General features: G+C 29.9%; 2 protein-coding genes. Both read right to left on the reverse strand.

The window, feature by feature from the left end; genetic code table 11:
* Window positions 1-32: 32 nt before the first annotated feature.
* The gene (locus BHX94_RS12590) at window positions 33-770 is read right to left on the reverse strand and encodes an IS3 family transposase (protein WP_111747123.1); all 738 of its coding nucleotides are present in this window, start codon (window positions 768-770) and stop codon (window positions 33-35) included.
* A gap of 137 nt (window positions 771-907) precedes the next feature.
* The coding region (locus tag BHX94_RS12595; RefSeq protein ID WP_111747126.1) for a helix-turn-helix domain-containing protein at window positions 908-1,285 on the reverse strand (378 nt) is incomplete at its 5' end.

The raw sequence follows: 1,285 nt of genomic DNA on the forward strand, positions 1-1,285 counted from the left end.
TTTGTAGTGAACCCAAAAAGTTGAACTTTTTATTAAGCTACTTTCATTAAAGCAAGATTTCTGTATTCTACAGGAGTCTTGCTTTTTAATTTTCTCTTCTTTCTGACTAAATTATAATACTCCATATAGTCAATAATCTCCTCTTCTAGTTCATCATAAGAATCAAATGTTTCTCCATAAAACATTTCTTGTTTTAAAATACCAAAGAAATTCTCCATCGGAGAATTATCAAGACAATTACCTTTTCTAGACATGCTTTGAATAATTCTATTCTTTTTCAAAGATTGTACCCAAGATTTATGCTGATATTGCCACCCTTGATCGGAATGGATTGTAGTTCTATAGGGAAGGTCTGGAATTACATTAATTGCTTTTAACAATGATTCCATAACGAATTCCAATGTTGGACGCTTACTAATTGAATAAGAAATAATCTCTTTCGAACATACATCAAAAATTGTTGACAGATATAGCTTAGTTCCATTTTTAATGTTGAATTGTGTTACATCAGTAAGTAATTTTTGATATGGGCGATTAGTTACGAATCTGCGATTCAATTTATTCTTAGCTGTTTTGCCAACTTTCCCTTTGTACGACTTATATGTTCTATTTCTATGCTTAAACTTTGTACAAAGTAAATTATTTTCTCTCATTATTCTAAGAACTTTTTTATGGTTAACTACAAAACCTAACTCTCTTAGTTCGTCGGTTACTGTACGATAACCTATCCTATTTTTATGTTTGTTAATGATTTCTTTAATCAAAGTAATTAAATAATTGTCTTTATGTTAAGTGACACTAAGTCGTAATTTCCAATAATGGTATACACTTTTCGCTATCATAGCTACTGATAATATTTCTTTTAACTTATAGTTAGATTCATTCCTTAACTCAATAATAGCAGCTACTATTTCTTTGTTTGATTTTTTCGAGCTAAGGATTGTAACTTTTTTTCGAGAGCAATTGCGATTTCTAATCTCCTGTTTTCCTCACGTAAGCGTATTAATTCTTGTCGTTCACTTTCGTTTAAACTAGTGTTATCAACCTTTTTATTTTTCATAGTTTTAGACGCACGACCCTTCGGTTTTGATTCTAAACCTAGGATACCATATTGATTGTATTTCATCTGCCACTGAGCTATTAAAGTAGGATTAGTAATATCAAAGATTCTAGCAGTTTCTTTATATGAAAGTTGATTAGTAATTCTATACTGAATGATTCTTAATTTTTCATCTGTTGAATATTTCTTTCTGGTCATACTGGATATAAGACCGTCAATACCGAA

Source organism: Macrococcoides bohemicum, assembly GCF_003259675.1.
Classification (GTDB): domain Bacteria; phylum Bacillota; class Bacilli; order Staphylococcales; family Staphylococcaceae; genus Macrococcoides; species Macrococcoides bohemicum.